Consider the following 6,932-nt stretch of genomic DNA (forward strand, 5'->3'; position numbering starts at 1 on the left):
ATGCAACAATGGGCCAGGATTGCAATTCTCGGAGCCATGTTTGTTGTCGCATATTTGCTCATTTTGGCGTGGCAAAAAGATTATGGCAATGCTGAAACCCAACCACAGCAAGAAGCTGCGGTTGTTTCACATGAAGTATCTGCAGATTTGCCAAATGCTCAGACGGCGACGACCGCCTCTGATCTGCCACAAGCAAATATGCCAGCGCAGCAAGCAACGGATGCCACCGCACCTGTAAGTCAGCAGCTTATTTCAGTACAAACTGACCTTTATCATCTTTGGATCAATCCTAAAGGTGGTGATATTGTTCGTGTTGAATTACTCAATCATGACAAGAATAAAGACAGCGATGAACCTTTCGTCATGCTGGAAAGCGATGCGAAACGGACTTATGTCGCGCAGTCAGGTTTAATTGGTCTAAATGGACCGGACAGCAGCCGTAATGGTCGTCCAAGCTATGAGCTGGAAAAAACTGCTTATAGCCTGGCAGATGCCAAGGCAGTCAAAAACAAAGATGGCGAGAATGTAAAAGTTCTGTCTGTGCCAATGGTATTCAAGACTGCAGATGGTGTAGAAGTCATTAAAACCTTCAACTTTACTGAAGGTGAATATCCGGTAGTTGTGAATCACAAAGTGGTCAACCGCAGCGGCCAGACCTGGCAAGGTCAGATGTTCGGTCAGATCAAACGTGACAATTCCGAAGATCCAGGTAAATCTGATCAGGGTATCTTCACACTGGGAACGTTCCTGGGCGGCGCTTGGGGTACACCGGATGAAAACTACAACAAGTTAAAATTTGACAACTTTGTTGAAGAAAAACTGAATACCGAAGCCAAAGGTGGCTGGGTTGCAATGGTTCAGCACTACTTCGTGAGTGCCTGGGTGCCAGGTAACCTGAAATTGACTCAAGCCAATGGTGAAGCCTACAGTGCGAAGCTGGAATCACGTAAATCAACTGATAACATGAATATCATTGGTTTTACTTCTCCAACTTTCAATGTGCCTGCAGGCACCGTAGCTGAAATCGATGCGACCTTCTACTCTGGTCCAAAAGTTCAATCGGAGCTGAAAGACCTAGCGACTGGTCTGAACCAGACTGTAGATTATGGCTGGTTATGGCCAATTGCCAAACTGCTGTTTGTTGGTCTTGAGTTCTTCCATGGTCTAGTGGGTAACTGGGGTTGGGCAATCATCCTGTTAACCGTACTGGTTAAACTGATCCTGTGGCCATTGTCGTCGAAGAGCTACCGCTCTATGGCGAAAATGCGTGTGATTGCACCTGAAATGCAACGCATGAAAGAAGAGTTTGGTGAAGACCGTATGCGCTTCTCTCAGGAAATGATGGCACTGTACAAACGTGAGCAGGTGAATCCACTTGCTGGCTGTTTACCATTGTTACTGCAAATGCCAATTTTCCTGGCATTGTACTGGGTACTGATGGAATCTGTAGAACTGCGCCATGCACCATGGATGTTCTGGATCCAAGATTTATCTTCAATGGATCCTTGGTTCATCCTGCCATTGATCATGGGGGCGACCATGTATATTCAGCAGATGCTGAATCCGCAGCCAACTGATCCAATGCAGGCGAAAGTGTTCAAGATTATGCCAGTGATCTTTACAGTATTCTTGCTGTTCTTCCCGGCAGGTCTGGTGTTGTACTGGATTGTGAACAACTTGATCACGATCTTGCAGCAAACACTGATCAACAAGTCTGTTGCCAAAGACCGTGCTAAACGCGATGAGGCAACACCAGTCAACTAAGTTGTACTGATGGGCTGAATAAATCCGCTTAAGATGGTAATCTTGAGCGGATTTTTTTTGCTGTATTTTTAAGTTTTTCTAGGTGAATGTTATGCTCGACCGAACTACGATTGCTGCGATTGCAACTCCCCCAGGACGTGGCGGTGTAGGTGTCATTCGCCTGTCGGGTCCCAAGTCTTATGAAATTGCCCAGACTTTGAGCCAAAAAGATTTGCCCAAAGCCCGTTTTGCCGGATTCCGTCAGTTCTATGATGCAGCCGGCGAAGTGATGGATGAGGGTCTGGTGATCTGCTTCCCGAATCCGAATTCCTTTACTGGTGAAGATGTGGTGGAACTGCAAGGCCATGGTGGTCCAGTGATCCAGAATGCCCTGTTGGGCCGTTTGCTGGAACTGGGTGCCACTGCAGCCAAAGCCGGTGAATTCTCGATGCGTGCCTTTGAGAATGGCAAGCTGGATCTGGTCCAGGCCGAAGCCATTGCCGATCTGATTGATGCGACCTCCCAAGCGGCTGCCCGGTCTGCAGTCCGTTCGCTGCAAGGGGCATTCTCGACCAAGGTCAATACGGTATTAGAACAGCTGATTCACTTGCGTTTGCATGTCGAAGCGGCGATCGATTTCCCGGAAGAGGAAATTGACTTTCTGGCTGATGGCAAGATTTTAAATCTGCTGGATGGCGTGGCGAATGCCGTCACTCAGGTTCAGCAATCTGCACGTCAGGGTCAGTTACTGCGTGAAGGCCTACAAGTGGTGATTGCCGGTAAACCCAATGCAGGTAAATCATCCCTGCTGAATGCACTAGCAGGTAATGAACGTGCGATTGTGACCGATATTGCCGGGACAACCCGTGATGTATTGCATGAAAAGATCACATTGAATGGCCTGCCGATTACCCTGACTGATACTGCTGGTCTGCGTGAAACCGGCGATATTGTGGAAAAAGAAGGTATTCGCCGTGCGATTAAAGAAATTGAACAGGCCGATCTGCTATTGCTGGTTTATGACCTGAGCCAAGGTGATGACCCATTACAGCTCGCTCAAGAATATTTTGCCGAACATCTTGAGCCGAAACGTCTGGTCCTGATTGGGAATAAAGCGGATTTGACCGGTGCTGAAGCTGTTATCGGAGATTTCAAGGGCTTTCGTCATATTACCGTCTCAGCCAAGCAGGAAACTGGCGTTCAATCGCTCATAGATGCGATTACAGCGCATGCAGGCTTCCAACCTGAAGAAGATACCTTTATTGCCCGTACCCGCCATTTAGACGCAATGAAGCGCACTCAGATGTACCTAGCTGAAGCCCGTGAGCAACTTGTTGTTTATAACGCAGGTGAACTTGTCGCAGAGTCTTTACGTCTGGCACAGAATGCGCTGGGCGAAATTACCGGTGACTTTAGTGCGGATGATCTGCTAGGCAAAATTTTTGGATCATTCTGTATTGGTAAATAATATTTAAAAAATAAAAAAGCCCTCATTCGAGGGCTTTTTTATTAGGCTTTTATCTGCAGTTTTTGATGCCATAACCACAAGATTAGACAGAGTGCACTGATCACTACACAGAAGCTGATCACGGCAAATCCTAAGCCGAAGTGATCAGCCAGATACCCCACCGCGATAATCGGCACAATCGTGCCCAAATAGCCAATAAACAGGTAAGTCGACATCACGGCTGCCCGATTTTGCAAGGTTGTGATCGCATGAATCACACCGAATGCGCCCATTAAGGCAAAACCATGTCCAATCCCGAATAAGATATCACTGGCGAAGAACAAGATACTTGCTTTAAGGATCATACAAAGAGCAAGACTAACCAAGCTCACCAGCATAATCATCAAGCCAATATTCAGACATTTCTTTGCAGGAACAGCTTTAGCAAAGAACTGCACCACAGCAGAAATCAGCAAAATACAGGTAATGGCGGTACCGCTGACCAAAGGACCATGCCAGGGCAAGATATCCTGCACAAAAGACGGTGACAGTGAAGCAAATAAACTGAAAGCAGCAAAGGCATTAAATGCAGTTAATCCCACAATCATGAACACAGCATGATATTGAGGTTCAGGACGCAGTAATTTCGGTGCAATACTAAAAGGCTGACGTTCAAAAGCAGGGGTTTTTAGCCAGAATAATCCGACAAAACACAGCACTGCCCCAAGAATAATTGGGAGGTATGGAGTAATTAATGGAGCTTGAGAAAACTGCGCAATTACCCCACCCACAAACGGCCCCAAACCAAAACCTATGGCCGTCAGAATCGATACCAGCTGCGGTGCAAGCTGCTTATGAGTCTCTGGAATGGTTTGCATCATGCCTAGCATTGCTGAAGTGGTCATCAGGCCTGAAGCAATACCAATGATAAAACGGCCCACCGACAAAATCAGCGCATTCTCGGCAAAGACTGAAATGACCAAGCCAATGCTAATAAATACCAGACCAATTTGTAGCGTTCTTAAGAAACCAATCGTGTTGCTGGTACGCCCCAGGAATAATAAGGTACCCAGACAGCCAAACATATAGGCGACAAAAATATAGGTAATCTGGCTTGGCGATAAATGCCAGATCTGTTGATAAATGGGATAAAGCGGACTTGCCAGTGCTGTACCGATGGTACCCATAATCAATGCAAGACTGACCATGGCGAAAGGTCGCCATGAGATATTTTCTGTCATGTAGCTGCCGTAAAAGTTTCACCACATTTTAAAAAGAATGATGTGGAAGAAAGAAGAGAATGGGTGGCAGTGTATCGGTTAGATGAAAAAGCGGTCAATTATCTTGCTGTAAAGAAAACAAAAATGTTGAACTAAACAATTAGCCATAACGCTTTAATAATTTTAAAAACTCAGCCAGTTCTTCTTCATTAACCACAGCTTCTCCAATGACATGCTCTCTTAAATGGGTTTCGATCAATTCATTCATCAAACCGTTTATGGCACCTTTAACGGCTGCAACCTGTTGCAGGACCTGAATACAACCTGCTTCAGGATTCAGGAGAGACTGCTCTACAGCGTTCATCTGACCTTGCAAGCGCCGTACCCGGTTTAATATTTTTTTATCATCATGTACATGACTCACCACAAATCTCCAAAAATAAATATACTAGGGGGGAGTATTAATAATAGTTCTCTTTTATGCAAAAACATAACGCCGATTCGCACAGCCATCAATTTGATGAAGGTAATCCACTCGCACAGAAAAAGATTCTGTTTGCCACGATTCTGACTGCCGTCATGATGGTGCTGGAAGTATTAGGGGGATGGATCTTCCAGTCAATGGCTTTACTTGCTGATGGCTGGCATATGGGCTCGCATGTATTGGCCTTGGGACTAGCTTACTTTGCCTATAAAGCGGCCCGCCATTATGCGAATGATCCCCGCTTTAATATGGGTACTTGGCGGATTGAAATTCTGGCCAGTTATAGCAGTGCAATTTTATTGCTTGTAGTAGCCGGTTTTATGGCGATTCATTCAGTAGAACGTCTATTTTCGCCAATTCAGATTCATTATAACGAAGCCATTCCAATCGCGATTTTAGGACTATTGATTAATCTGGCCTGTGCCTGGTTGCTGCATGATGATGGGCACCATCACCATGATCATCATCACAGACATTCCCATCACGAGCATGATAATAATCATGGTCATCATGACTTGAACCATAAAGCGGCCTTTCTGCATGTGGTTGCTGATGCTGTAACTTCTGTTCTGGCCATTATTGCCTTGTTTGCTGGAAAATATATGGGCTGGGATTTTCTCGATGCAGTACTGGGACTGGTCGGCTCAATCCTGATTGCACGCTGGGCGATTGGCCTGCTAAAGCAAAGTGCCAAGACTTTACTGGATGCCGATATGGATGCCCCAGTGGTCGAAGAAATACGTGAAGTCATTGCTGAATATGGGAATGATCTGCATTTAACTGACCTGCATGTATCGAGAGTCGGTAAAGGTAAATTTTCCTGTTTTGTTGCCGTTCAAACGGGAATCCCCATTAGTGCTGATCAAATCCGTGAGGCGATCTCTATTCATGAAGAAATTGTGCATATCTCGGTGGAAGTCAATCAGCATTAAAGGGGCAATGTTCCACGTGAAACATGATTGATTGATCAGTTCGATTTGAACATCAGGCTACATAAAATAGTCAGAATTTTCTTTTTAAAAAGACTAAAATCGAAACACATTTAACTTGGACCTGAGCAGGACATTCATGCAAATAAGAAATATGCTGCTGGCTTTGACCCTCTTCCCTGGCCTTAGCTTTGCCAATGTGGATACAGTTAAAGCCAATCTGGCAAAAAACAGTCCCAACCTGAAAATTGAAAATATTCAGCCCACCGAAATGAAAGGAATCTATAGCGGTTCCATGCAGGGGCAGATTGTCTATCTGAATGAAGATGCCCAGCATCTCCTAGCTGGTTCAATGTTCCGTATTCAGGACCAGCATAATCTGACTCAGGATTTATTACTCAAACAAAACAGTGTCGACTGGAAAAAGTTACCGCTACAGGATGCGATTAAATCAGTCAGAGGGACAGGAAAACGTCAGCTTGCCATCTTTTCTGACCCAAATTGCCCGTATTGTAAACAACTTGAAATAGAGCTGAAAAAACTCAAAGATGTCACGATTTATACCTTCATTCTGCCTTTAAAACAGCAGTCAATTGCGCCGTCCAAACAGGTTTATTGTGAAAAAAATCCGGCCCAGGCCTGGGAAGACATGATTGGTCAAGGTATACAGCCTAAATCGAAAAAGAGCTGTAGCAATCCAATTGAACGTAATAAACAGCTGGCACAATCACTCGGTGTAAATGGCACACCAGCGATTATTTTCTCGAATGGTTTTAAAGTCATGGGCGCTCAGCCAGCAGAACAGATTGAACAAGGTTTCAAAGAATTCGGCCTGTAAAATTCTGACTATGATCAATAAAAAAAGAGCACCTATCTAGGCACTGCTGTCCCATAGTTTGCTTTAAATAAAAAAACCTGAGTCCTAACAGTTAAAATATGAGTGCAAACAAACACTTCAACGACCAGGATTCAGGTTTTGTCCCATCAGAATACCGTATTTCATGAGCTAATTAAACCTGTTGTGCGACAGGATTTTGAACAACTTGCTAAAGTACACCATGTTGGACAGAAATTTAGAGCGGCTTCCCGGTGGGATCAGTTTATTGCCA

The 6,932-nt window shown here is 45.0% G+C and carries 7 protein-coding genes; 5 read left to right on the forward strand and 2 right to left on the reverse strand.

The window, feature by feature from the left end; translation table 11 throughout:
* Entirely contained in the window at nt 1-1,764 is a 1,764-nt protein-coding gene (gene yidC, locus FTV25_RS13725) for a membrane protein insertase YidC (RefSeq protein WP_180004166.1), read from the forward strand.
* Between the two features lie 91 nt (nt 1,765-1,855).
* Nucleotides 1,856-3,211 (forward strand): tRNA uridine-5-carboxymethylaminomethyl(34) synthesis GTPase MnmE, encoded by a 1,356-nt coding sequence (gene mnmE / locus FTV25_RS13730; protein ID WP_180004164.1) that lies wholly within the window; start codon nt 1,856-1,858, stop codon nt 3,209-3,211.
* A gap of 41 nt (nt 3,212-3,252) precedes the next feature.
* On the opposite strand, the gene FTV25_RS13735 is transcribed toward mnmE, so the two are convergent.
* The gene (locus FTV25_RS13735; RefSeq protein WP_180004187.1) at nt 3,253-4,398 is read right to left on the reverse strand and encodes an MFS transporter; all 1,146 of its coding nucleotides are present in this window, start codon (nt 4,396-4,398) and stop codon (nt 3,253-3,255) included.
* 172 nt (nt 4,399-4,570) lie between these two features.
* Nucleotides 4,571-4,834, reverse strand: a complete 264-nt coding sequence (locus tag FTV25_RS13740; RefSeq protein WP_180004162.1) for a metal/formaldehyde-sensitive transcriptional repressor — start codon at nt 4,832-4,834, stop codon at nt 4,571-4,573.
* A gap of 56 nt (nt 4,835-4,890) precedes the next feature.
* Here FTV25_RS13740 and dmeF point away from each other — a divergent pair, with 56 nt between their 5' ends.
* The 3 genes from dmeF to FTV25_RS13755 all read left to right on the forward strand — a co-directional run.
* Complete coding sequence (dmeF, locus tag FTV25_RS13745) at nt 4,891-5,826, forward strand: CDF family Co(II)/Ni(II) efflux transporter DmeF (protein WP_180004160.1); 936 nt, start codon at nt 4,891-4,893, stop codon at nt 5,824-5,826.
* Nucleotides 5,827-5,962: 136 nt separating this feature from the next.
* Nucleotides 5,963-6,661, forward strand: a complete 699-nt coding sequence (locus tag FTV25_RS13750) for a DsbC family protein (protein ID WP_180004152.1) — start codon at nt 5,963-5,965, stop codon at nt 6,659-6,661.
* A 138-nt stretch (nt 6,662-6,799) separates the two neighbouring features.
* On the forward strand, nt 6,800-6,932 hold a 133-nt coding region (locus FTV25_RS13755), incomplete at its 3' end, for a DUF4372 domain-containing protein (RefSeq protein ID WP_180004150.1).

It is taken from the genome of Acinetobacter sp. YH12249, from assembly GCF_013417475.1.
GTDB lineage: Bacteria > Pseudomonadota > Gammaproteobacteria > Pseudomonadales > Moraxellaceae > Acinetobacter.